Genomic DNA, 22,398 nt, shown 5'->3' with positions numbered 1-22,398 from the left:
CGATGCGGCCGGCGAAGCCAACCGCTCAGCCGCGCTCGGGCTGAAAACGCACGACGAAACCACTGAGGTTGTGCTGCCGCTTGAGCTGATCGCGCAGGCGGTTGGCTTCGCTCCGCTCGATAACCGGCCCGACGTAAACCCGGTTCATCCCGTCCACATGACGGATGTAGGCGTTGTAGCCCTGGCTGCGCAGGGTCTTCTGCAAGGCCTGGGCATTGGCACTGTTGGACAGGCTGGCCAGTTGGATCGACCAGCTGGCCGGCAGACTGTTGGCATCCAGCCGGCTGGCCTCGGCTACCTTGGCCTGTGCCGGCGGCGGGGCGGGATTGGCTGCCTGGGTCTTGTCCCGCGTACCGGTGGAAGCTGCCGGCACGGCCGGAGTGGCCGGCGTGCTGGCAACAGCCGTGGAAGGTGGCGGCTCCTCGGGCAGAATCACCGGCTCCGGTACCGCGACCGGCTCCACCTCGACACGCGGCGCAGGCGGTGCCTTCGGCATGGGCGGCGCCTCGACCACCACCTGCCGCACCTCGTCCTCGCGGGTGAACAGCATGGGCAGGAAGATCACTGCCAGTGCCAGCAGCACCAGGGCGCCGATCATCCGCTGCTTGAGCCTCTTATCCAGCCAGGCCATCCTGTTTTTCCTCCTGCCGACTCAACCACTCCAGCGCCTCGGCCACACAATAGAATGAGCCGAACACCAGAATCTCATCACACTCGGCGGCCCGCCGGCACTGCTCCTGCAGTGCTTCGGCGATGCCGGCGCAAACGGCAACCTGCGCCCCACGCTCCTGCAGGGCAGCCGCAAGCTCCTGGGCAGAGAGGCTTCTCGGGGTCGGCAGCGGCGCCACCGCCCAGCTCCGGACTTGCGGCAGCATGGGCTCCAGCACACCAGGCAGATCCTTGTCGGCGAGCAGGCCGAAAACCGCCAGGCGCTGCCCTTCTGGCGGCTGCGCGGCCAGATGCCGGGCCAGGTAGGCCGCGGCATGTGGGTTGTGCCCGACATCCAGCAGGAAGGACAGCCGCTTGTCCTGCCAGCGAATGTGGCGCCGCTCGAGACGCCCGCTCAGGCGCGTGGCAGTCAAGGCCTGCGCAAGGCACCCGGCGTGCCAGGGTAGATCGAGCAAGGCATAGGCCTGCAGCGCCAGAGCCGCACTCTCCACCGGCAGCTCGAGCTGCGGCAGCTCCTGCAACTCGAGCCTGCCGCCTGCGGCAGTGCAACCACGCCAGTCCCAGGCACCGTCCCCGGGCGTCAGCTCATAGTCGGGACCACGCCTGTAGAGCGGCACCCCCAGCGCCGCGGCCTGCTCGAGCAGGGGTGCCGGCGGGTCCGGCTCACCGCAGACGGCCGGCCGTCCGGCGCGGAAGATTCCGGCCTTCTCGAAAGCCACCGAGTCGCGGGTATCGCCCAGCCATTCGGCATGATCCAGAGCAATGCTGGTGACTACAGCCACATCGGCGTCGACCAGATTGACGGCGTCCAGCCGCCCTCCCAGACCCACTTCCAGCACGACGGCATCCAGCCCGGCCCGCTCGAACAGCCAGAAGGCCGCGAGGGTGCCCATCTCGAAATAGGTCAGGGAGATCTCGCCACGCGCCGCCTCTACCGCGGCAAAGGCCAGACACAGTTCGACATCGTCGACCTCGCGGCCATCGATCCGCACCCGCTCGTTGTAGCGCAGCAGGTGGGGGGAGCTGTAGACGCCGACCTTGAGCCCCTGCGCGCCCATCAGCGAGGCGAGGAAGGCACAGCTGGAGCCCTTGCCGTTGGTCCCGGTAACCGTCACTACCCGTGGCGCCGGACGCCCCAGTCCCAGCCGGAGCGCCACCTCGCGCGAGCGCTCCAGGCCCATGTCGATGGCCGTGGGGTGCAGTCGCTCGAGATAGGCGAGCCAGTCGGCGAGACTGCGCTCGATCATGCCGTGGCAACATCCATGGCCAGATCGGTAGCAGTTTCCTCGGTTGCCTCGGTGCTTGCCAAGGTGGACGCGGACCAATGCGTCAGCTGGGCGAGCAGACGGGCCAGGCGCGAACGCAGCTCCTGGCGAGGAATGATCAGGTCGATGGCGCCATGCTCCAGCAGGAACTCACTGCGCTGGAAACCCTCGGGCAGCTTCTCGCGCACGGTCTGCTCGATCACCCGGGGACCGGCAAAGCCGATCAGCGCCTGAGGCTCGGCGACGATGACATCGCCGAGCATGGCCAGGCTGGCGGAAACGCCACCATAGACGGGATCGGTCAGTACCGAGATGAACGGAATGCCCTCCTCGCGCAGACGCGCCAGAACCGCCGAAGTCTTGGCCATCTGCATCAGCGAGATCAGCGCTTCCTGCATGCGTGCTCCGCCGGATGCCGCGAAGCAGATGAAGGGACAACGTCGCTCGAGGGCCACGTTGGCCGCCTGCACGAAACGCTCGCCGACGATGGCGCCCATGGAGCCGCCCATGAAGGAAAACTCGAAGGCGCAGGCAACTACCGGCATGCCCTGCAGGGTGCCACTCATGGAAATCAGCGCGTCCTTCTCGCTGGTCTGCTTCTGCGCTGCGGCAAGACGATCCTTGTATTTCTTGCTGTCGCGGAACTTCAGCCGATCCACCGGCTCCAGTTCCGCACCGATCTCCTCGCGCTCCTCAGCATCGAGGAAAATGTTCAGCCGAGTGCGCGCGCCGATGCGCATGTGGTGATCACACTTGGGGCAGACCTCCAGGGTCTTTTCCAGCTCGGGCTTGTACAACACTGCGTCGCAGGACGGACACTTGTGCCAGAGGCCTTCCGGCACCGAGCTTTTCTTCACCTCGGAACGCATGATCGAGGGGATCAGCTTGTCTACCAACCAGTTGCTCATGTTTGATGTTCTCCGCAGCTTTGGGGACCCGACGCATGACGTCCCATGGCCCCATGCCTGTTTTTGAGCAAATTCACGAAATACCCACCCGCGGGCGGGATCCCTACCCTGGCGATCACCCACCAGGCCGGAACCCCTTGTCATGCCAGCCAGCAGTTACCTGAGCGACGGGCGCCCAGCGGCGCCGTCATGAACAGCAGAGCCAATGCGCAGCGGAAGCCAGTCTCGCGGCATCGGCAGCTCGCTAATGGACGGCTGGGAACCGTCTGCCGTCACACTGCAGACCAGCAGCCGCCCTCCCCCTACAGCCCGAGAAGTGGGAAACGCAATCCCTGCCCCTCCCCTCAGGCACTCTGCACCTCGCGGATGAAGGCACGAATCTTCTCGGCATCCTTCACTCCCTTGCCCACCTCGACACCGCCACTGACATCCACCGCATAGGGGGCGACTTGGGCGATTGCGCTGCGCACGTTCCGAACGGTCAGCCCGCCAGCCAGGATCACCGGCTTGGGCAGGACGCGCGGTACCAGTGACCAATCGAAGGCCTCGCCGGTTCCGCCCGGCACGCCAGGAACATAAGTATCCAGCAGAATCCCGCTGGCATTGCGGTATTCGAGGCAGCGAGCGGCGACATCCTCACCAGGACGGACCCTCAGTGCCTTGATGTAGGGACGGCGATGGCCATCGCAGTCGGCTGGCGTCTCATCGCCATGAAACTGCAGGAGATCCAGCGGCAGCACGTCGAGGATCTCGCCGATGTCACGGCGGCTGGCATTGACGAAAAGCCCGACCGTAGTCACGAACGGCGGCAAGGCGGAAACGATCGCCTGCGCCTGCTGCAGCGTCACTGCTCGCGGACTGTGGGGATAGAACACCAGACCAATGGCATCAGCACCTGCCTCGGCGGCCACGAGGGCATCCTCGACTCGGGTAATCCCACAGATTTTGCTGCGAACGGCTGCCAATTTGTTTACACCCAGAGAGAGGTTCCGAATGGTAACAAAAGGATCACCCGCTGCAAGCCCGATCGGCCACTCAGCGATCGATCAGGCTTGCCGACAGTCCGGCAGGCCCGACAGAAAATGCGGCCCCAGGTAGCGCTGCGGCAACTCGAACTCTTCCGGATAGTCGACCTGCACCAGATACAGGCCGTAGGGATGTGCCGTCACCCCACCCTTGCGACGCTGGCGACCGTCCAGCACTTCCCTCGCCCACTCGACAGGCCGCTCGCCTGCACCTATGGTCATCAGCACCCCGGCGATATTTCGCACCATGTGATGCAGGAAGGCATTGGCATGGATGTCCAGCACGATCAAACGACCATGCTGGATCAGCTGCAGATGATGAACCGTCTTGATCGGCGACTTGGCCTGGCACTGGCGGGCGCGAAAGGCGCTGAAGTCATGGCAACCGACCAACGCCTCGGCACCTAGGCGCATGCGCTCGATGTCCAGCGGTCGGTGATTCCAGGTAACTTCCTCGGCCATGTGTGCCGGGCGGATCGGATCATTGTAGATGACATAGCGATAACGCCGGGCCATAGCGCTGAAGCGCGCATGGAAATGCGCCGGCATTTCCCTGGCCCAGGTAACGCTGATATCAGGAGGCAGATTCATGTTGGCCCCCATGGTCCAGGCGTGCATGCTGCGCTCGATGGGGGTATCGACATGCACAACCTGTCCACTGGCATGCACCAGGGCATCGGTACGCCCGGCACACACCACGCTCAGCGGAACGCCACCGGCGACCCTGGACAAGGCCGACTCGAGCGCCGCCTGTATCGAGGCCACCTTGGGACTCTGACGCTGGAAGCCATGGTAGCGGGAGCCTCGGTACTCGACTCCCATAGCCACCCGGTAAAAACCAGCGGCAGCCACTTCGGCTGCCGCGCTCGGTACGATTTCTTCGGTCATGGATCAGGCTAGACGGGCAGACATTTCACGCGCTTCCTGTCGCTGGGTTTCGTTTCCTTCACTCAGAACTTCATCAAGGATATCCCGGGCACCCTCGGTGTCGCCCATATCGATATAGGCGCGGGCCAGATCCAGCTTGGTGGCGATCTCGTCTGCGTCCGCCAGGAAGTCGAAGTCCTCGCCTCCCACCAACTCGCCCAGCGAATGCACCACCGGTTGCACTGCGCCACCCGGCTCGCCCACTCCCGCAGCCAACTGCTCGAGTTCGATGTCCAACTCGTCCAACTGAGTCATGAGGCCCGATGCCACCTCTCCCTTCAGCCCATTCTCGGCCAACGGCAGCTCGAGCTTCGGAGCAGACAGATCCGCATCGCTGGAGAAATTGCCACCCGCAGCCAGATCGAAACTGTCAAACAGGCCTTCTTCCAGCAGCGTATCGTCCGAGGCAATGGTCTCGGCCGGTGCAGCGGCAGGCGCCTCGTGGAACTCCAAGTCAAGGCCGAGGCAATCCTTGTCCTCGACAGGATCCAGCCCGACCGGCATCTCCAGATCCAAGGCAAGCCCCTTCAGATCGTCCTCCAGACCGAAAGTGGCAGTCTCCTCGGGCAGTTCCAAGTCGAAGGAGAAATCCTCGGCCAAAGGCTCTGCCGAGGAAAGAGCCGGCTTCAACGCCTCATCCAGCGTCAAATCATCCAGATTCAGGGAGGCATCAGCCTGGCCGGCACCCTGCAGATCTCTCTCCAGCTCGGCTTCCAGATCGTCCAGACTCAGGCTGATATCAGCGGCAAAAACCGGAGGGGTCGGCTCGGGCTCTTGTATCAGCGCGGACGGGGTTTCCTCTTCCTCGAGAGCCTCCAATCCGGCAGCCAGGACAGTACCTGCCAGAGGGGCAATCGCGAAGCCCGCCATGGCCGGGTACTTCATCTTCAGGTGATCGACCAGGGGCTGCGCGCCAGCGGTTTCGCGCAATGCCTTCTCCTCGCGGGCAAAACCCTCTCGGTCGCCAAGCTCGGCATGGACCTCCATCAGCTTGAGGCGCAGGTCGCTGCGCTTGGGCTCGACGCTGCAGCCAGCCTGCAGCAATTCGGCAGCCGTGCCGAGGCGGCCGCGGGCAATATGCTCGTCCGCCTCGTCCAATACATCACGCACCTGTCCGGCCCTAGGCGCCACGTCCAGCAGGGTGGGCTCGATGGCTGCCCGCGACAAGCCGGTGTCCAGCCGCGCATCGACCATTGCCACCTCGTCTTCATCATCCTCGACAAGATCGGCCTTCTTCGCGGCACGCCGACGGGCAGCCAGCAAGCCAAGCAGCAAGGCTGCCGCAGCACCGCCACCCAGCGACGGGAGCAGCAGCGGATTGTCCAGAATAGAGTCGACCAGTCCGACCGGCTCCTCCGCCGCCACAGCGGGGCGCACGGGCTTCGGCGCCACTGGCTTGACTGGTGCTGGCTGGGGTTGGGGCTGTGGCTGCACTGGCACGCCGGCAACCGGCTCGGCTGCCGGCTGGACAGGCGTGCCCGGGGCGGCCGGGGCAACCTCGGACTGGGCGACGGGTGCCGCTGGAACGGAGGCCTCCACGCCCGGAGCTGCAGCCGCCACCGGCATGGGAGCAGGAGCAGCACTCTCGGCCTCGAGCTGGGCGGCTGCCGCAGGCTGCGGCGCCATAGCCGGGGCAGGCTCGCTCGGCTGCACCGGTACGCTGGCAGCCGGCTCGGCAGCGGCTCCGGCAGGTTGGCCCGGCTGCGCCAGATCCGCCTGCAGCTTGGCCAACTGCTCATCCTTCAGCGTGATCAGGCGCTGCAACTTGTCCAGCTGGCTCTGCAAATCCTCCATGCGGCTCTTCAGCTCGGCGTTCTCACGCTGGGTCGCATCGAGATTTTCCTTGGCCAGCATCAACTTGTCGGCGGAAGCCTGACCACTCCCCCCCTTGTCGCTGCCAGCGACAGCCTTGCCGCTGTCGGCTGCAACCAGGCGCAGGCTGTCGCCAGTCTCCACACGCGCCGGTGCGGCATCGGCCTTGGTGCGATGGGTCGCATCCAACTGCCGAGCAGAGGCGATGGCCGGCCGGGCACGACGCTCGCGCCAGGCGGCGTTTTGCGTGGCGACCTCGGTCATTGCCTGGCTTTCCGAACGACGACGGATCTGCTGCTCGTCGGGCAGACGCAGCACCTGACCACTGACCAGACGGTTGATGTTGCCATCGAGGAAGGCTTGCGGATTCAGGTCCTGAATCGCCAGCATGGTCTGATGGACCGTGCCCGAGGTCCGCACACGCTCGGCGACTTTCCACAGCGTATCGTTGGTACTGGTCTTGTATTCCTTGCCGGCCGGCGCGCTGGCGGCCGCCGGGCGGGGGTGAATGGGGCGAGGTGTCGCCGCCGGCGGTACTGCGGCGGCAGCCGGAGCACGCGAGACCGCACCGGCCTGCTGCTCGGTCAGCGGCTTTTGCGCGGCGGACATGGCTGTCTGCGACGAATACAGCGGCGGGTCGAGCAACAGCGTGTATTCACGCAACAGCCGGCCATTGGGCCAGAGAACTTCCACGAGGAAGTTCAGATACGGCTCACGCACCGGCTTGGTGGAGGTCACCCGGATGATACTTTTGCCATTGGGCTTGATTATCGGAGTGAACTTCAGGTCGCTCAGAAAATATTGGCGGTCGACGCCCGCCTTATTGAACTCTTCGGGAGAGGCAAGAGCCGGGACGAGCTCTTCGGAACCAATATCGCGCGCCTCCAGCAGTTCGATTTCAGCAACCAGCGGCTGATTCAGCGCGGAACGCAGGGTCACCTCTCCAAGGCCCAACGCATGGGCTACGCCCGAAGACAGCGCCGAGGCCGCTGCGATTGCCAGTGCCAGTTTGCGAACCCGAACCATAACGCATCCCTTGAGTGATTTCCCGAGCAGAGAAAGGAGCCTGATACTTGATACCCGCGCACTTTGATTGTGCCCGACAGCACGCCGACCACGTCAGTTGTGCCACGCAGGAATAGGTCTTCGAATTCTGGCCAGTATCTTTTAGAGACCTTGTTTTATCAATAACTCGGCCAGTTGCACGGCATTAAGTGCGGAGCCTTTCCGCACGTTATCTGACGCAATCCACAAATTGAGTTCGCGCGCGTCATCCATCCCGCCCCGCAGTCGCCCGACATAGGCAACATCCTGTCCGAGCGCATCGCCGACCACCGTCGGACAATCGTCCGGCTCGATCAGTTCAATGCCTGGCGCCTGTTCCAGGACAGCCTGGACGGCCGGTAGATCGATCGCCTGCACAGCCTGCACGGCAAGGCTCAGGCTGTCACCGAAGAATACCGGCGCCATCACGCAGCTGGCGGCGACCTTCAGTTCGGGCAGCGCCAGCACCTGTCGCAACTCTTCGGCCAGACGCCTTTCCAGCCTGGCATGTCCGGCCGCATCGATCGCACCGACCCGCCCCAGCAGATTGAAGGCGATCTGCCGGTCGAACAGGCGTGGCTCGACTGGGCGCCCATTGAGCAGCTCGCTGGTCTGTCTGGCCAGTTCCGCCACCCCTTCGCGCCCCAGGCTGGACACCGGCAGACAGGCCATCACGCTCAGACGCTGCCAGTGCATGAGCGGACGCAAGGGAGCCAGCACCAGCGCCAGGGCGATCGCCGGAGATGCCGGACTGGTCAGCTGGAAAGGTGCGGCGAGCCCTTGCAGCACCTGGGAATTGACCTCTGCCACCACCCGCGGCGCCTGCTGCAGCGGCAAGCCGCCGCTCAGGTCGATCAGCGCACAGCCGGCAGCCCGGGCCTGCGGCGCATACTGGCAGGTCACGGCCTCGCTGGCCGCGAAGAAGACCAGGCGCACCTGGGCGAAATCGAATGCCTCGACCGTCCTGACCCGCAGGTTCCGGCCCCTGAAGGATACCGACTTGCCAGCGGAGGCCGCACTGGCCAGCAGGTGCAGCTGGCCGATCGGGAAGTCGCGCTCCTCGAGAATTTCGACGAGCGCTGTGCCGACGGTACCGGTGGCACCGACTACGGCGATATCGATGGGTGAACTCATAAGGGGACTCTCCTGAAACGGAAGCGCACTCTAGGCGTAGATCAAGAGCGAGAAGCAGGCAGACGGCGACTCACCGCAAACGGGAGCCATAACGAAAAGCGCCGCGGCATTGCCGCGGCGCTTTTCGTCTGCCGTGAAGACCGGAAAACCGTCAACGCTCCAGCAGGATGCGCAGCATGCGCCGCAACGGCTCGGCCGCGCCCCACAGCAACTGATCACCGACAGTGAAGGCACCGAGGTACTGCGAGCCCATGTTGAGCTTGCGCAGACGTCCGACCGGAACCGTCAGGGTACCGGTGACGGCCGCCGGACTCAGCTCCTGCATGCAGGCATCGCGATGGTTGGGCACCAGCTTCACCCAGGGGTTGTGCTGGCTGATCAGCCCCTCGATGTCGACCAGCGGCACGTCCTTGTTCAGCTTGATAGTCAGCGCCTGACTGTGGCAGCGCATGGCGCCGACGCGAACACAGATGCCGTCGACCGGGATCGGACTCTTGATGCGCCCGAGGATCTTGTTGGTCTCGGCCTGGCCCTTCCACTCCTCGCGGCTCTGCCCGTTGGGCAGCTCCTTGTCGATGTAGGGGATCAGGCTGCCAGCCAGCGGCACGCCGAAATGATCCACCGGGAACTCGGCACTGCGCTGGGTTTCGGCGACCTTGCGGTCGATCTCGAGAATCGCGCTGGCCGGATCGGCCAACTCGGCGGCCACCGCCGCGTTGATCGTGCCCATCTGGCGGATCAGCTCACGCATGTTCTGCGCGCCGGCGCCGGAGGCGGCCTGGTAGGTCATGGCACTCATCCACTCGACCAGGCCGGTCTCGTAGAGACCGCCCAAGGCCATCAGCATCAGACTGACGGTGCAGTTGCCGCCGATGTAGTTCTTGGTACCGGCGTCCAGCGACTGGTCGATCACCCGGCGGTTGACCGGGTCCAGCACGATGACCGCATCGTCCGCCATGCGCAGGCTGGAAGCCGCGTCGATCCAGTAGCCCTGCCAGCCGGCCTCGCGCAGCTTGGGGAAGACTTCGCTGGTGTAGTCGCCGCCCTGGCAGGTGATGATCGCATCGAGGGTCTTCAGATCCTCGATGCTGTAGGCATCCTTCAGCGGCGCGATTTCCTTGCCGATCGCCGGCCCTTGGCCGCCCACGCTTGAGGTGGTGAAGAACACCGGCTCGATCAGGTCGAAGTCCCGCTCTTCCAGCATCCGCTGCATGAGCACGGAACCGACCATGCCGCGCCAACCGATCAGACCTACACGTTTCATTGCAACTGCACCTGTATAAAAGTGGCCCGCATAAAGGCGAGCCGAAAGCTTACAACTTGGCGAGCGCGGCGACTACCGCATCGCCCATATCGACTGTGCCGACTTTCCGGCAGCCTTCCGACCAGATGTCGCCGGTACGCAGCCCCTGGTCCAGCACGTTGCTGACCGCCTGCTCGATGGCGTTGGCCGCCTCGACCTGGCCGAAGCTGTAGCGCAGCAGCATCGACACCGAGAGGATGGTGGCCAGCGGGTTGGCGATGCCCTTGCCGGCGATGTCCGGCGCAGAGCCGTGGCAGGGCTCGTACATGCCCTTGTTGTTGGCGTCCAGCGAAGCCGACGGCAGCATGCCGATCGAGCCGGTGAGCATGGAAGCCTCGTCGGAGAGGATGTCGCCGAACATGTTGTCGGTGACGATCACGTCGAACTGCTTGGGCGCACGGACCAGTTGCATGGCGGCGTTGTCGACGTACATGTGGCTCAGCTCGACGTCCGGGTAGTCCTTGGCGACTTCCTCGACCACCGCGCGCCACAGCTGGCTGGAGGCCAGCACGTTGGCCTTGTCCACCGAGCACAGTTTCCTGTTGCGCACGCGGGCCATGTCGAAGCCGACCTTGGCGATGCGGCGGATCTCGCTCTCGCTGTACGGCAGGGTGTCGTAGGCCATGCGCTCGCCATTGTCGAGCACCTTGCTCTCGCGCGGCTGACCGAAGTAGATGCCGCCGGTCAGTTCGCGAACGATGAGGATGTCCAGACCAGCCACGACTTCCGGCTTCAGGCTGGAAGCAGCAGCCAGCTGCGGGTAGAGCAGCGCCGGGCGCAGGTTGCCGAACAGGCCCAGTTGCGAGCGGATCTTCAGCAGGCCGCGCTCCGGACGGATGGCCGGGTCGATGGTGTCCCACTTCGGACCACCGACGGCGCCGAGCAGGATGGCATCGGCCTTGCGGGCGCGCTCCAGAGTCTCGTCGGCCAGCGGCACACCGTACTTGTCGACGGCGGCGCCGCCCAGTTCGTCGTAGCTCAGCGCGAAGCCCAGCTGGTACTTCTCGTTGGCCAGCTCCAGCACCTTGACCGCCTCGGCGACGATTTCCGGGCCGATACCGTCGCCCGGAAGAACCAGAATCTGCTTGCTCATTGCATTTCCTCTATAACCGTAGGGTGGATAACGGCCCATGGCCTTATCCACCGGAATCCATGGTGAAAAACGCTGCGCGGTTTTCCACCCTACTCCCGCTTACTTGATCGCGCCGAACAGCCAGGGGCTGCTCTGCTGGTGCTTGGCCTCGAATGCCTTGATCGCGTCGGCGTCCTGCAGGGTCAGGCCGATGTCGTCCAGGCCGTTGAGCAGGCAATGCTTGCGGAACGGATCGATGTCGAAGCCGAGCACCTTGCCGTCCGGACGAGTCACGGTCTGCGCGGCCAGGTCGACGGTCAGCCGATAGCCTTCGCTGGCCTCGCACTGCTTGAACAGCTCGTCCACTTCCACTTCCGGCAGGATGATCGGCAAGAGGCCGTTCTTAAAGCTGTTGTTGAAGAAGATGTCGGCGAAGCTCGGCGCGATGACCGTGCGGAAACCGTACTCCTCCAGCGCCCAGGGCGCGTGCTCGCGGCTCGATCCGCAGCCGAAGTTCTCGCGGGCGAGCAGCACGCTGGCACCCTGGTAGCGCGGCAGGTTCAGCACGAAGTCCTTGTTCAGCGGACGGCCCGAGCAGTCCTGGCCCGGCTGGCCGACGTCCAGGTAGCGCCACTCGTCGAACAGGTTGGGACCGAAGCCGCTGCGCTTGATCGACTTGAGGAACTGCTTGGGAATGATCTGATCGGTATCGACGTTGGCGCGATCGAGGGGAGCGACCAGGCCGGTGTGTTGGGTAAAGGCTTTCATCTCATCGCTCCTCAGTTCAGCAGTTCGCGCACATCAACGAAGTGACCGGCGACCGCCGCGGCGGCGGCCATGGCCGGACTGACCAGGTGGGTACGCCCGCCGGCGCCCTGACGGCCCTCGAAGTTGCGGTTGGAGGTCGAGGCGCAGTGCTCGCCGCTCTCCAGGCGATCCGGGTTCATCGCCAGGCACATGGAGCAGCCCGGCTCGCGCCACTCGAAGCCGGCCTCGATGAAGACCTTGTCCAGCCCCTCCTGCTCCGCCTGCTCCTTGACCAGGCCGGAGCCCGGCACCACCAGCGCCTGCTTGACGCTTGCGGCGACCTTGCGCCCCTTGGCCACCTCGGCGGCGGCGCGCAGGTCCTCGATCCGCGAGTTGGTGCAGGAACCGATGAACACGCGATCGACCTTGATCTCGCCGATCGGCTGGTTGGCCGAGAGGCCCATGTACTTCAGCGCGCGGACGATGGAATCGCGCTTGACCGGATCGGCCTCGAGGGCCGGGTCCGGCACGCGCTCGTCGACCGGCAGGACCATCTCCGGCGAGGTGCCCCAGGTGACCTGCGGCTTGATCTCTTCGGCCTTCAGTTCGACCACGGTGTCGAACCGGGCGTCGGCATCGGATACCAGAGCCTTCCACTGCGCGACCGCCTTGTCCCAGTCGGCGCCCTGCGGCGCATAAGGGCGGCCCTTGACGTAGTCGATGGTCTTGTCGTCCACCGCCACCATGCCGACCCGGGCGCCGGCCTCGATGGCCATGTTGCAGAGGGTCATGCGGCCCTCCATCGACAGTTCGCGAATGGCGCTGCCGGCGAACTCCAGGGCATGGGCGGTGCCGCCGGCGGTGCCGATCTTGCCGATCACCGCCAGCACGATGTCCTTGGCACTGACGCCGGAGGACAGCTTGCCTTCGACCAGCACCTGCATGTTCTTCATTTTCTTGGCCACCAGGCACTGGGTGGCGAGTACATGCTCGACCTCGGAGGTGCCGATGCCGTGGGCCAGCGCGCCGAAGGCGCCGTGGGTGGAGGTGTGCGAGTCGCCGCAGACCACGGTCATGCCCGGCAGGGTGGCGCCCTGCTCCGGGCCGACCACGTGGACGATGCCTTGGCGCGGGTCGTTCATCTTGAACTCGACGATGCCGAACTCGTCGCAGTTCTCGTCCAAGGTCTGCACCTGGATGCGCGAGGTCTCGTCGGCGATGGCGGCGACGCCGGACTGGCGGTCCTGGGTGGTCGGCACGTTGTGGTCGGGGGTGGCGATGTTGGCGTCCACGCGCCACGGCTTGCGCCCGGCCAGGCGCAGCCCCTCGAAGGCCTGCGGCGAGGTCACTTCGTGGAGAATCTGCCGGTCGATGTAGATCAGCGACGAACCATCGTCGCGCCGCTTCACCTCGTGCATGTCCCAGAGCTTGTCGTAGAGCGTTTTGCCGGCCATCGGACTTTCCTCATCAGTGTCCCTGCAGGGGGCAACCCGCCCCATGCGCGATGGAGGGATGCTAGGGACTTGCAGGGAATAACTCAAATTCATATTTTTTATCTGCAGCATTCCAACAAGGAATGCCAAGAGCAATGCGTCAAGCCACCCTCGCCCGCCCAGGAGCCGTTCCGGATGGACCTCGCCAATCTCAACGCCTTCATCGCCATCGCCGAAACCGGCAGCTTCTCCGAAGCCGGCGAACGCCTGCACCTGACCCAGCCAGCAGTGAGCAAGCGCATCGCCGCACTCGAGCAGCAACTCCAGGTGCGTCTGTTCGACCGCCTGGGCCGCGAGGTGCGGCTGACCGAAGCCGGACGGGCACTGCTGCCGCGCGCCTACCGGATCCTCAGCGTGCTGGAAGACACCCGGCGGGCGCTGAACAACCTCAATGGCGACGTCAGCGGCCGGCTGACTCTGGCGACCAGTCACCATATCGGCCTGCACCGCCTGCCGCCGCTGCTGCGCGCCTTCACCCGCGCCCATCCGCAGGTGGCGCTGGACATCCGCTTTCTCGATTCGGAAGTGGCCTACGAGGAGATTCTCCACGGCCGCGCCGAACTGGCGGTGATCACCCTGGCCCCGGAAACGGCGGCGCCGGTGCAGGCGGTGAAAGTCTGGGACGATCCGCTGGACTTCGTCGCCGCCCCGGAACATCCGCTGGCGCGCAACGCCCAGGTGAGCCTGGCCGACGTGGCCCGGCATCCGGCGGTGTTTCCCGGCGGCAACACCTTCACTCACCACATCGTCCGGCGCCTGTTCGAAGGCGAGGGACTGACGCCGAGCATCGCCATGAGCACCAACTACCTGGAGACGATCAAGATGATGGTGTCCATCGGCCTCGCTTGGAGCGTGCTGCCGCGCACCATGCTGGACGATCAGGTGAAGCCCCTGACGCTGCCAGGCATCCGCCTGTCGCGCCAGCTCGGCTACATCCTGCACACCGAGCGGACCCTGTCCAACGCGGCGCGGGCCTTCATGGCGCTGCTCGACGGCGCGCGCGAGACGCCCCCTTCCTGAACAACGAAAAGGGGCGCCGATGGCGCCCCTTTCCCAGTCGCTGAATCGGTCAGCTCTCCAGCGCCGGCCGCTCACTGGCGATCGGAATGCGCTTGGGCTTGGCCTCTTCCGGCACGACACGGACCAGTTCGATGCTCAGCAGGCCGTTGCGCAGTTGGGCGCCCTTGACCTCGATATGGTCGACCAGGCGGAACGACAGCTTGAAGGCGCGCTGGGCGATGCCCTGGTGCAGGTAGGTGACCTCCTTGGCTTCGCTCTCGCGCCTGCCGCCGCTGACGGTCAACACGCCGCGCTCGACCTGCAGTTCCAGATCGGACTCCTGCAAACCGGCTGCGGCGATCACGATGCGGTACTGGTCGTCGCCGTGCTTCTCGATGTTGTAGGGCGGATAGGAACTACCGGCCTCGTTGCGCAGGGCGGACTCGAACAGGTCGTTGAAGCGGTCGAAACCAATGGATTGGCGGAACAGAGGGGCCATGGAAAGAGCAGTCATCGTTCGTCTCCCGATTAATCAGCGAGTGTTGCGTGGCGGGACCCGACTTCGGCATCCCACACTCATCCAGATGGAGTTCGCCAGGGGAATTTCAAGAGACCAAAACGCTTTTTTCAGAGTTTGCCCTGCAGGCCAACGCCAGCCTGGCACAGGAAGGCTCCCACGGGATTTCAGCGCTATTTCCCCGACCAGACTGTAGGAGCAGGCCTTCGAGCGCCCCAGCCTTGCCGTATGCACGGTCCGGCCATACTGGGTGTTTCGGGGCAGAGACCCGCCCGGTAAGGAGTTACCCGCAATGAAATGCCGAACTCACCGCCAGGACTCGAAATGGCTGCGTCGAATCCTCTGGCTCGTGATGATCTGGGCCGCCGGCGTGTCCTGCCTGGGCGTGCTCGCCTACGGGCTGCGCCTGATCATTCGGGCCGCGGGCATGACTATGTAGAGAGCACCGGGCAAGGCTCCAGCACACGAGAAAGATCGCGGTGCAGATCCACGCCCAGCAGAGCGTCCAGGCGGATGCAATCGCTCTCCCGGCGCAGTTCGGCGAACAGCGCGGCTGCCTCCGGATAGCTGCGGGTCAGCATCCCCAGCCACTGCTTGAGCCGGCCCGGGGCATAGCGCGGCGCGATCCGCTGTCGGGCGCGCCGCCAGAACTCGCTGACCAGCGGCTGCACGTCCCGCCACTCCAGCGGCTCGGGCATGCGCCCGGCGCGCGCCGCGGCGATCTGCCGGGCCAGGTCGGGACGCGAAACCAGTCCGCGGCCGAGCATGATGTCCTCGACCCCGCTGATCTGCCGGCAGCGCCGCCAGTCTTCCAGCGTCCAGATCTCGCCGTTGGCATAGACCGGCACGGCGACCGCCTCCTGCACCCGCGCCACCCACTCCCAGTGGGCCGGCGGCCGGTAGCCCTCGACCTTGGTCCGCGCATGCACCACCAGTTGCGCGACGCCGCCCTCGACCAGGGCACGGGCGCACTCCAGGGCGCCCTCGGGACGGGTGTAGCCCAGGCGCATCTTGGCGGTCACCGGCACCTGCGCCGGCACGGCCCGGCGCACCTCGCGGACGATGGCGTGCAGCAGCTCCGGCTCGTCGAGCAGCACCGCACCGCCGCGCGAGCGGTTCACCGTCTTCGCCGGGCAACCGAAGTTGAGGTCGATCACCGGTGCCCCCAGCTCGGCGGCCAGCGCCGCGTTCTCGGCCAGGCACGCCGGATCGGAACCGAGCAACTGCAGATGCACCGGCGTGCCGGCCCGGGTCTGCCAGCCGCGGCGCATCTCCGGGGCCAGCTTCTCGAACTGGGCGAGCGGCAGCAGCCGGTCGCAAACCCGGACGAATTCGGTCACGCACCAGTCGATGCCGCCGACGCGGGTCAGCAGGTCGCGAAGCAGTTCGTCGACCAATCCCTCCATGGGGGCCAGGGCGATTTGCATGGGAGAGGTTTCCGGCAAGGTTCAGGCAGGGTACAGGGGCGAGAAAGCTAGACGTCGATCAGGGCCCGGCCGTAACGCTCCACGAAGGCTTCCGGCATCCGCCGGGGCCGGCCGCTGGAGAGCTCGATACAGGCGAAGGTGGTCTGCGCAGTCAGCAGGGTGGCACCGTCGGCCGGCCGCAGCAGTTGGAACCGACGGGTCATTTTCAGTCCGCGGGACGACTCGACGATCCAGGTCCCCATCTGCAGACGCTCGCCCAGGCGGGCACTGGCCAGATAGTCGATCTCGTGACGCAGTACCGCCATTGCCCGGTCCAGACGCCGGTACTCTTCCAGCCCCAGGCCCAGGCTCTGCGAGTGGTGCCAGGCACAGTCCTCCAGCCAGCCGACGTAGACCACGTTGTTGACGTGGCCCAGACCGTCGATGTGTGCCGGCTGCACGTCGATGTCGATGACGAAAGGGGCGGGCCACTGCCAGCTCAAGAATGCTGCTCCAGGCTGGCCGCATGCTCGCAGGCCTCGCGGGCCAGCTGGGTGATCTGGTCCCAGGCACGGGCGCGGACCAGGCTGGCGGGCGCGACCCAGGTGCCGCCCACGCAGGCGACGTTGGGCAGGCCGAGGAAGCTCAGCAGGTTGTCCGGGGTCACCCCGCCGGTGGGACAGAAGCGAATGCCGCTGAACGGCTCCTTGAAACTTTTCAGCATCTTCACGCTGGTGGTGCCGTTGGCCGGGAACAACTTCAGCGAGCGGTAGCCGAACTCCAGGGCCTGCAGGACTTCCGAGGGCGTCATCACGCCCGGCAGGTAGGGCAGCCGGCAGTCGTCCGCCGCCGCTGCCAGGCGCTGAGTGCAGCCGGGGCTGACGACGAACTGCGCACCGGCATCACGGGCCTCGAGGAACTGCTCGCTGTGGATCAGAGTGCCTGCGCCGACCAGCAGGTCCGGCAGCGCCTGACGGATCGCCGCCAACGCATCCAGGGCGCGCGGGGTACGCAGCGTCACCTCCAGCACCTGGATGCCGCCGGCGTGCAGCGCCCGCGCCAGGTCTACCGCCAGCGCGACGTCCTCGATCACCAGCACCGGGAGCACGGGGCGCGCACGCTGCAGCACCGCATCCATCGTCATGGGCATGTTCTCTCTCCAGCTGGGGCGTCACTAATAACGCTGTCGTTCGGATTCGATCAGGGTACGGATGAGGGCGAATTCCTGCTCCGCCTGCGCCAGCAGTGCCGGCACGGGGGTCAGGTCACCGGCGCGGCCCAGCTCTTCGAGCTGGCTGCACAGTTCGGCCAGCAGTGGCGCCCCCATATTGCCGCAACTGCCCTTGAAGCTGTGCGCGGCCCGCCGCAGAGCCTCGGCATCCTGGGCGTCATGGGCCAGGCCCAGGGCGTTCAGGCGCGCTTCGGAGTCGCTCAGAAAGGTATCCAGCAGGACCGGATACTCGTCCTCCATGACTTCCTGCAGCAACGCCTGGACGCCAAGGTCGAGATGCTCGGACACGCCGGGTCACTCCTGAGCCAGTGGGCATTGCGCCGGATTATGCCGAGCGGGCCAGGAAAACTCCACGCACACGCTGCGCCCGTCCGGCGCCCAGCTGCAGCGATCGGCCAACTGGCGCACCAGCTTCAGGCCGCGTCCGCTCAGGTGCTCCGAGGAGCTGTGCCGCTCCAGCATCCGCTGCACATCGAAACCCGGGCCGCTGTCCTCGACGCGGATGCTCAGGCGTCCGCCCTCCCCCTCGGGACGCAGGTCGAGATGAAAGCGCACATAGCCTTCGTACAGGTTTGCCAGCCGTGTGCGGCGCTCCCGGTAGTATTCGGCAAAGCCTTGGGCATCGCGCTTGAGCGAGGAGTCAAGGCCCATCACGCCATGCTCCAGGGCATTGGAATAGAGCTCGGCGAGCACCGTGTAGAGCACGCTGCCCTGGGCGCGCAGCTCCTGCACCTCGAGCAGCAGTTGCAGCAGATAGGGCAGCGGGTTGAAGCGCTTGAGGGTTTCGGCGCGGAACTCGAAGCCGATCGACCAGTCCAGCGGGGCGTTCTGCCCGGAGTCGGAGAAGATCAGCGGTGAATGCGGCAGCTGCCCCTCCTCTATCAGGCTGACCTCGATCAGGCTGACGTCGTCCTGTGCCTCGCCGCGGAAGGCACTGAGCGCCTGCTGGATCTCGTCGAACAGCAGATCTGGCTGCTGGTTGGCGGCGAACACCCCGAGCAGCCGCTCCTCACCGAAACACTCGCTACCCAGGTTGCAGGTTTCCAGCACACCATCGGAGAGCAGGAGGAGCCGGTCGCCCGCCTCCATGGGATAGATCTCGTAGCGATCGTCGAAACACGAGGGGTCGAGAATGCCCAGCGGTAGGTGACGGGAACGCAGGGGAATCCGCTCGCCACTGCCGCCCCGCCGAAGGTAGCCGTCGGGCAGGCCACCGTTCCAGACCTCCACCACCCGGCGCTGGAAGCTCAGGTTGAGCATGACCGCGCAGCAGAATACCCCCACCGGCAGGATGCGCTTGAGCTTGGCGTTCATCTCGCGAAGGATTTCCGCCAGCGAATAACCCTTGGCGGTCATGCTATAGAACACCTCGGCCAGGGGCATCGCGCCGATCGCCGCCGGCAGGCCGTGTCCGGTGAAGTCGCCGAGCAGCACGTGCATGCCGCCGGAAGGCTTGAAGGCCGCCAGCATCAGGTCGCCGTTGAACAGCGCATAGGGCGACTGCAGGTAGCGGATGTTCGGCGCATCGAGACAGCCGGAGTGGGCCACCTTGTCGAACACCGCCTTGGCCACCCGCTGCTCGTTGAGCAGATGCTCGTTGTGCCGGGCGATCAGGTCGCGCTGCTCCAGCACCGTGGCCTGCAGCCGGCGCAGGCGATCCATGGCCTTGATCTTGGCGTCGAGGATCACCCGGTTGTAGGGCTTGGCGAGAAAATCGTCGCCGCCGGCATCCAGGCACTGGGCCAGGGCCTCGCTCTCGGTCAGCGAGGTGAGGAAGATGATCGGCACCAGCTCCTCGCCAGCCATCTGCTTGATCCGCCGGGCCGCCTCGAAGCCGTCCATCACCGGCATCAGGGCGTCCATCAGGACCATATGCGGGCGCTCACGGGCAAAAATCATGATCGCTTCGAGCCCGTTGCCGGCGGTCAGCACACGATAGCCCTGACGGCCGACGATGGTCGCCAGCAGCATCCGGTCCGCGGGACTGTCCTCGGCGATCAGGATGCACAGGGGCGGCTGCATGGGACGGCCTCTAGGCGATGTGGAAGAGTTGTTCGAAATTGGAGATCGACAGGATCTTGCGCACGTCCGGACTGCAATGGATCAGGCGGATCTGCGCCCGCTCGCCGCCGGCATGGTCGCGCAGCAGCAGGAGCATGCCGAGCGCCGAGCTGTCCAGATAGGTCGCTCCCTGCAGGTCGACGACATAGCGCTTGGGGGTGACGTTCACCCGCTCGTAGGCATCCCGGAATTCTTGGTGGGCGCCGAAATCGAAGCGCCCTTGGATGAAAATGGTCAGTTCTTGTCCATCTGCCGAAGGCTGCGAAGTGATAGCCATGCGGTGCTCCTCAGGTATGTGTCATCAGTGCAGCGAGGTTTAACACTCGGCTCCCGGCGGAGCAACCGCTGAACGGTGACCGGCGGCTGCCGCACTCTCCGGATCCGGCTGATCGTCGCCATCCTCGCGCCGACCCATGCCGTACTTGCGCATCTTCTCCACCAGCGTGGTGCGGCGGATGCGCAAGCGCTCGGCGGCGCGCGCCACCACGCCGGCAGAGTCGTCCAGCGCCTGCTGGATGAGCGTCTGCTCGAGGGCGGCCAGGTAATCCTTCAGATCCAGCCCCTCCGGCGGCAGCAGGGCCAGGGTGGCCGGATCCGGCAGGCCGACCTCGAATGCCCCGCCCTCGTCACCCTGCTCGTCCTCCCCCTCGATATGGCGGTATTTCTTCGGCAACTCCTGCACGCCGATGACGCCGTAAGGATGCATGATCGCCATGCGCTCCACCAGATTGGCCAGCTCGCGCAGATTGCCCGGCCAGTCATGCCGACACAGCGACATGATCGCCGCCGAGTTGAAGCGGATGGACCCCAGCTTGTCATGCTCCAGTCGCGCGATCAGCTCGTTCAGCAGCAGCGGGAGGTCCTCCACGCGCTCGCGCAGAGGCGACATCTCGATGGGAAACACGCTGAGCCGGTAGTAGAGGTCCTCGCGGAAGCGGCCATCCCCGACCATTGCCTCGAGATTCTTGTGACTTGCAGCAATGACGCGTACATCGACGCTCTGCGTCCGGGTATCGCCCAGGCGCTCGAAGACGCCCTCCTTCAGCACGCGCAGCAGCCGTGCCTGCACCGGCAGTGGCATGGCGTCGATTTCCTCGAGGAACAGGACGCCGCCATGGGCTAGTTCGAGGCGCCCGACATGGCTGTTCAGAGCACCGCTGAAAGCTCCCTTCTCGTGCCCGAACAGCTCGCTCTCCAGCAGCTCGCCGGCGATGGCACTGCAATTGACGGGCACGAAGGGCGCCTCGCGGCGCCGCGAGTGATAGTGCAGGTTGCGCGCCACCACCTCCTTGCCGGTTCCGGACTCGCCCAGCAGCAGCACGCAGGCATCGGTATCGGCCACCTGCTGCAGCAGCTGGCGCACCTGCTGGATCGCCCGACTGGTGCCAACCAGGCTGCGAAACAGGTTGGGCTCGCGCGACAGGCCGCGCCCCTGGCCGGGCGTCGCGCGGTAGACCTGGGCGCGGTGCAGGGAGTCGAGCAGCTTGTTGTAGGAAGGCGGCGTTTCCAGGCTGGCCAGTACCTGGCGACGCACCTCCTTCGGCCAGTCCGCCGGCGGGTGCTGACCGAGCAGCAGCACGGGCAGCGTCTCGTCCCAACCGCGAAGCGCCTTGATCAGCTCAAGCCCCCCTCCCGGCGCCTCGACCGCTCCCAGCAGCACGCATAGCAGCTCCCGGCTGGAGCCCAGGGCCTCGACTTTCCCCCGCCACTCCCCACTGGCGCAGGCCAGGCATTGCTCGTCGAGAAAATCGAGGATGACCGACATGTCCCGACGCCGGTCGAGATCATCATCGATCAGAAGAATCTTAGTGTCACGCCACATGTCGTCGGATATCCGAACTGGAAAGGCTTCAGGGGGCACATCGCGAACCGCAGCATCGTTCCGGCCCGCCTGCGATCGAGACTGCCACGGCATCGGATGGAATGAAAAGCGCGGCATCCTGTGCTCGCGACGGCGGAACTCCGGCATGCGGACAGGCGAGCGGTCAGCGGGCAAAACTGGATACCTGAGGCGAGCAGCTGGAAAAACTCCAGCCCGTCCCAGATATGCTTGAGTGAACGGCCGCATTCTACAAAGGATGCCCCCCGCTCGGTAGCTGCGCCGACAGGACGCAGCCTCCGCCCGCAGCGCTAATCCAGACGAATGCCCAGCTCGGCCAGGCGCAACAGATCCTCGGGACCCTCCACCTCCCACAGCCGCGGCAAAAGGCAGTGCCTCCAGCCGAGCTGGCGCAGGCGCTCGCAGGTGATGGGCAACACGTCCTCGCAGCCCCAGGGAATCGCCTCGAACAGCAGCGGATCGACCCGGCGCAGCCCCAGCAGGACAAAGTCGCCGTGCTCGGCCGGCCCGAGCACGGCATCCCGCTCGTGCAGGGCCGCGCAGGCGGCATGCAGGTAGTCGCTGTCCAGCGCCGGGCAGTCATTGCCGATCAGGATGACCGCATCGGTGGTGCAGAGGCCAAGCGTAGCGATGCGACGCATCCGCTCGCCCAGATCACCCGCCGGCTGCTCGACGACCGCCCAGCCGCAGTCCTCCGCCATGGCGGCCAAGGCCTCGTCAGGGCCCTCGTCGAGCCACAGGAAGCGATCCTGGAAGTCGTTCACCGGCAGCCTCAGGGCACGCTCCACCAGCAGGCGCTGCAGGTCGCAGGCCCCATCCTCGCCCAAGGCCGGAATCAGGCGAGGCTTCACCTGACCGGGAGCCAGGGCATGGGCCAGCAAATGCAAGGAAATCGACAGGCTCATGCCAGGTTCCCCCTCATGCGCGCTTGTCAGCCAATGGACT

At 65.6% G+C, this 22,398-nt stretch carries 22 protein-coding genes; 2 read left to right on the top strand and 20 right to left on the bottom strand.

Annotated features, from left to right (window positions below):
* Positions 1-25: 25 nt before the first annotated feature.
* From EV691_RS12800 to leuC, 11 genes are all read right to left on the bottom strand, one after another.
* Positions 26-631: an SPOR domain-containing protein gene (locus EV691_RS12800; protein WP_207390130.1), complete on the bottom strand. Its 606-nt coding sequence runs from the start codon at positions 629-631 to the stop codon at positions 26-28.
* The gene (gene folC, locus EV691_RS12795) at positions 615-1,916 is read right to left on the bottom strand and encodes a bifunctional tetrahydrofolate synthase/dihydrofolate synthase (RefSeq protein WP_131297320.1); all 1,302 of its coding nucleotides are present in this window, start codon (positions 1,914-1,916) and stop codon (positions 615-617) included. The genes EV691_RS12800 and folC overlap by 17 nt, the downstream gene beginning before the upstream one ends.
* On the bottom strand, positions 1,913-2,842 hold the full coding sequence (accD, locus tag EV691_RS12790; protein ID WP_131297319.1) for an acetyl-CoA carboxylase, carboxyltransferase subunit beta: 930 nt from the start codon (positions 2,840-2,842) through the stop codon (positions 1,913-1,915). Before accD ends, folC begins: the two co-directional genes overlap by 4 nt.
* Before the next feature lie 344 nt (positions 2,843-3,186).
* On the bottom strand, positions 3,187-3,807 hold the full coding sequence (locus tag EV691_RS12785; RefSeq protein WP_089168664.1) for a phosphoribosylanthranilate isomerase: 621 nt from the start codon (positions 3,805-3,807) through the stop codon (positions 3,187-3,189).
* Positions 3,808-3,888: 81 nt separating this feature from the next.
* Positions 3,889-4,755, bottom strand: coding sequence for a tRNA pseudouridine(38-40) synthase TruA (truA, locus tag EV691_RS12780; RefSeq protein ID WP_131297318.1), 867 nt, complete (start codon positions 4,753-4,755; stop codon positions 3,889-3,891).
* A 3-nt stretch (positions 4,756-4,758) separates the two neighbouring features.
* Entirely contained in the window at positions 4,759-7,632 is a 2,874-nt protein-coding gene (locus EV691_RS12775) for a FimV/HubP family polar landmark protein (protein WP_131297317.1), read from the bottom strand.
* A 141-nt stretch (positions 7,633-7,773) separates the two neighbouring features.
* Entirely contained in the window at positions 7,774-8,784 is a 1,011-nt protein-coding gene (locus EV691_RS12770) for an aspartate-semialdehyde dehydrogenase (protein ID WP_131297316.1), read from the bottom strand.
* 151 nt (positions 8,785-8,935) lie between these two features.
* Complete coding sequence (gene asd, locus EV691_RS12765; RefSeq protein ID WP_131297315.1) at positions 8,936-10,048, bottom strand: aspartate-semialdehyde dehydrogenase; 1,113 nt, start codon at positions 10,046-10,048, stop codon at positions 8,936-8,938.
* A gap of 49 nt (positions 10,049-10,097) precedes the next feature.
* The gene (gene leuB / locus EV691_RS12760) at positions 10,098-11,180 is read right to left on the bottom strand and encodes a 3-isopropylmalate dehydrogenase (RefSeq protein WP_131297314.1); all 1,083 of its coding nucleotides are present in this window, start codon (positions 11,178-11,180) and stop codon (positions 10,098-10,100) included.
* A gap of 99 nt (positions 11,181-11,279) precedes the next feature.
* A complete protein-coding gene (gene leuD / locus EV691_RS12755) occupies positions 11,280-11,927 on the bottom strand; it encodes a 3-isopropylmalate dehydratase small subunit (protein ID WP_131297313.1) in 648 nt (215 codons plus the stop codon).
* 11 nt (positions 11,928-11,938) lie between these two features.
* A complete protein-coding gene (gene leuC / locus EV691_RS12750) occupies positions 11,939-13,360 on the bottom strand; it encodes a 3-isopropylmalate dehydratase large subunit (RefSeq protein ID WP_039803091.1) in 1,422 nt (473 codons plus the stop codon).
* 174 nt (positions 13,361-13,534) lie between these two features.
* Here leuC and EV691_RS12745 point away from each other — a divergent pair, with 174 nt between their 5' ends.
* Positions 13,535-14,419 carry a LysR family transcriptional regulator gene (locus EV691_RS12745; protein WP_131297312.1) on the top strand — a complete coding sequence of 295 codons (885 nt, stop codon included), beginning with the start codon at positions 13,535-13,537 and terminating at the stop codon, positions 14,417-14,419.
* Between the two features lie 49 nt (positions 14,420-14,468).
* On the opposite strand, the gene EV691_RS12740 is transcribed toward EV691_RS12745, so the two are convergent.
* The gene (locus tag EV691_RS12740) at positions 14,469-14,912 is read right to left on the bottom strand and encodes an Hsp20 family protein (RefSeq protein ID WP_039803087.1); all 444 of its coding nucleotides are present in this window, start codon (positions 14,910-14,912) and stop codon (positions 14,469-14,471) included.
* Positions 14,913-15,207: 295 nt separating this feature from the next.
* On the opposite strand from EV691_RS12740, the gene EV691_RS12735 reads away from it, so the two are divergent.
* On the top strand, positions 15,208-15,354 hold the full coding sequence (locus EV691_RS12735; RefSeq protein ID WP_131297311.1) for a DUF2474 domain-containing protein: 147 nt from the start codon (positions 15,208-15,210) through the stop codon (positions 15,352-15,354).
* On the opposite strand, the gene EV691_RS12730 is transcribed toward EV691_RS12735, so the two are convergent.
* The 8 genes from EV691_RS12730 to EV691_RS12695 form a co-directional block, all read right to left on the bottom strand.
* Entirely contained in the window at positions 15,347-16,342 is a 996-nt protein-coding gene (locus EV691_RS12730; protein WP_131297310.1) for a tRNA dihydrouridine synthase, read from the bottom strand. The genes EV691_RS12735 and EV691_RS12730 overlap by 8 nt on opposite strands.
* Positions 16,343-16,389: 47 nt before the next feature.
* Complete coding sequence (locus tag EV691_RS12725) at positions 16,390-16,824, bottom strand: acyl-CoA thioesterase (protein WP_165496510.1); 435 nt, start codon at positions 16,822-16,824, stop codon at positions 16,390-16,392.
* Positions 16,821-17,471 carry a bifunctional 4-hydroxy-2-oxoglutarate aldolase/2-dehydro-3-deoxy-phosphogluconate aldolase gene (locus EV691_RS12720; RefSeq protein WP_131297309.1) on the bottom strand — a complete coding sequence of 217 codons (651 nt, stop codon included), beginning with the start codon at positions 17,469-17,471 and terminating at the stop codon, positions 16,821-16,823. The genes EV691_RS12725 and EV691_RS12720 overlap by 4 nt, the downstream gene beginning before the upstream one ends.
* Positions 17,472-17,495: 24 nt before the next feature.
* Complete coding sequence (locus EV691_RS12715) at positions 17,496-17,792, bottom strand: Hpt domain-containing protein (protein ID WP_207390134.1); 297 nt, start codon at positions 17,790-17,792, stop codon at positions 17,496-17,498.
* A gap of 54 nt (positions 17,793-17,846) precedes the next feature.
* Positions 17,847-19,574, bottom strand: a complete 1,728-nt coding sequence (locus EV691_RS12710; protein ID WP_131297307.1) for an ATP-binding SpoIIE family protein phosphatase — start codon at positions 19,572-19,574, stop codon at positions 17,847-17,849.
* Positions 19,575-19,584: 10 nt separating this feature from the next.
* Positions 19,585-19,890 (bottom strand): STAS domain-containing protein, encoded by a 306-nt coding sequence (locus tag EV691_RS12705; protein WP_012701966.1) that lies wholly within the window; start codon positions 19,888-19,890, stop codon positions 19,585-19,587.
* A 39-nt stretch (positions 19,891-19,929) separates the two neighbouring features.
* Positions 19,930-21,435 carry a sigma-54 dependent transcriptional regulator gene (locus EV691_RS12700; protein ID WP_131297306.1) on the bottom strand — a complete coding sequence of 502 codons (1,506 nt, stop codon included), beginning with the start codon at positions 21,433-21,435 and terminating at the stop codon, positions 19,930-19,932.
* 308 nt (positions 21,436-21,743) lie between these two features.
* The gene (locus EV691_RS12695) at positions 21,744-22,358 is read right to left on the bottom strand and encodes a TIGR04282 family arsenosugar biosynthesis glycosyltransferase (RefSeq protein WP_039803070.1); all 615 of its coding nucleotides are present in this window, start codon (positions 22,356-22,358) and stop codon (positions 21,744-21,746) included.
* Between the last annotated feature and the right edge of the window lie 40 nt (positions 22,359-22,398).

It is taken from the genome of Azotobacter chroococcum (assembly GCF_004339665.1).
Classification (GTDB): Bacteria; Pseudomonadota; Gammaproteobacteria; order Pseudomonadales; family Pseudomonadaceae; genus Azotobacter; species Azotobacter chroococcum.
The sequence above is the reverse complement of the archived record's forward strand: the minus strand, read 5'-3'. Positions and strand labels throughout refer to the sequence as shown.

Bases quoted from the DNA above. Each gene is read 5' to 3' on its own strand.
- EV691_RS12745 (WP_131297312.1), top strand. From the start codon at position 13,535: ATGGACCTCGCCAATCTCAACGCCTTCATCGCCATCGCCGAAACCGGC.
- EV691_RS12695 (WP_039803070.1), bottom strand. From the start codon at position 22,358: ATGAGCCTGTCGATTTCCTTGCATTTGCTGGCCCATGCCCTGGCTCCC.
- folC (WP_131297320.1), bottom strand. From the start codon at position 1,916: ATGATCGAGCGCAGTCTCGCCGACTGGCTCGCCTATCTCGAGCGACTG.
- leuC (WP_039803091.1), bottom strand. From the start codon at position 13,360: ATGGCCGGCAAAACGCTCTACGACAAGCTCTGGGACATGCACGAGGTG.
- EV691_RS12710 (WP_131297307.1), bottom strand. From the start codon at position 19,574: ATGCAGCCGCCCCTGTGCATCCTGATCGCCGAGGACAGTCCCGCGGAC.
- EV691_RS12800 (WP_207390130.1), bottom strand. From the start codon at position 631: ATGGCCTGGCTGGATAAGAGGCTCAAGCAGCGGATGATCGGCGCCCTG.
- EV691_RS12715 (WP_207390134.1), bottom strand. From the start codon at position 17,792: ATGGAGGACGAGTATCCGGTCCTGCTGGATACCTTTCTGAGCGACTCC.
- truA (WP_131297318.1), bottom strand. From the start codon at position 4,755: ATGACCGAAGAAATCGTACCGAGCGCGGCAGCCGAAGTGGCTGCCGCT.
- EV691_RS12730 (WP_131297310.1), bottom strand. From the start codon at position 16,342: ATGCAAATCGCCCTGGCCCCCATGGAGGGATTGGTCGACGAACTGCTT.
- EV691_RS12735 (WP_131297311.1), top strand. From the start codon at position 15,208: ATGAAATGCCGAACTCACCGCCAGGACTCGAAATGGCTGCGTCGAATC.
- EV691_RS12740 (WP_039803087.1), bottom strand. From the start codon at position 14,912: ATGACTGCTCTTTCCATGGCCCCTCTGTTCCGCCAATCCATTGGTTTC.
- asd (WP_131297315.1), bottom strand. From the start codon at position 10,048: ATGAAACGTGTAGGTCTGATCGGTTGGCGCGGCATGGTCGGTTCCGTG.
- EV691_RS12700 (WP_131297306.1), bottom strand. From the start codon at position 21,435: ATGTGGCGTGACACTAAGATTCTTCTGATCGATGATGATCTCGACCGG.
- EV691_RS12775 (WP_131297317.1), bottom strand. From the start codon at position 7,632: ATGGTTCGGGTTCGCAAACTGGCACTGGCAATCGCAGCGGCCTCGGCG.
- EV691_RS12720 (WP_131297309.1), bottom strand. From the start codon at position 17,471: ATGCCCATGACGATGGATGCGGTGCTGCAGCGTGCGCGCCCCGTGCTC.
- leuD (WP_131297313.1), bottom strand. From the start codon at position 11,927: ATGAAAGCCTTTACCCAACACACCGGCCTGGTCGCTCCCCTCGATCGC.
- EV691_RS12770 (WP_131297316.1), bottom strand. From the start codon at position 8,784: ATGAGTTCACCCATCGATATCGCCGTAGTCGGTGCCACCGGTACCGTC.
- leuB (WP_131297314.1), bottom strand. From the start codon at position 11,180: ATGAGCAAGCAGATTCTGGTTCTTCCGGGCGACGGTATCGGCCCGGAA.
- EV691_RS12705 (WP_012701966.1), bottom strand. From the start codon at position 19,890: ATGGCTATCACTTCGCAGCCTTCGGCAGATGGACAAGAACTGACCATT.
- accD (WP_131297319.1), bottom strand. From the start codon at position 2,842: ATGAGCAACTGGTTGGTAGACAAGCTGATCCCCTCGATCATGCGTTCC.